Origin of the sequence: Thiococcus pfennigii (genome assembly GCF_016583835.1) — a bacterium.
GTDB lineage: Bacteria > Pseudomonadota > Gammaproteobacteria > Chromatiales > Chromatiaceae > Thiococcus > Thiococcus pfennigii.
Window position 1 is genome coordinate 1 of sequence record NZ_NRRW01000167.1, and the last position, 522, is coordinate 522.

Sequence of the window (522 nt, forward strand, 5' to 3'; positions counted from 1 at the left end):
GCAGCAGGCCGAAGCGGTCGATCATCTCCACCTTCAGGTCTTTGAGCTCGGCGGGTGACTCGGCGCTGGCGATGCGCTTGTAGGTGACCAGGCGCGTGTGCACGTCCGGCAGGTAGTCGTCGGGCAGGAGGGCGGGGAGGCCCAGGTCGATCTCGGCGCCGTGGTCCAGCGGGCGGTCCAGCTCCGGGGTGCGGCCGGCCTTGAGCGCCTCCACGGCACGCTCCAGCAGATCCATGTAGAGGGTAAAGCCGATCTCGTGGATCTGTCCGGACTGCTCCTCGCCGAGCAGCTCGCCGGCGCCGCGGATCTCTAGGTCGTGGGTGGCCAGCGTGAAGCCGGCGCCCAGGTCCTCCAAGGACTCGATCGCCTCCAGGCGCTTCTTGGCGTCCTCGGTCATGGCCTTCGCCGGCGGGGTGATGAGATAGGCGTAGGCGCGGTGGTGCGAGCGCCCGACCCGCCCGCGCAGCTGGTGCAGCTGGGCGAGGCCCAGCTTGTCCGCCCGGTTGATGACGATGGTGTTGG

1 protein-coding gene is annotated in these 522 nt (G+C 69.5%); it reads right to left on the minus strand.

Annotated features, from left to right (window positions below; translation table 11 throughout):
• Positions 1-522 (minus strand): TRCF domain-containing protein (locus tag CKO41_RS18400; protein ID WP_338115619.1); only part of this gene is annotated, 522 nt, incomplete at both ends.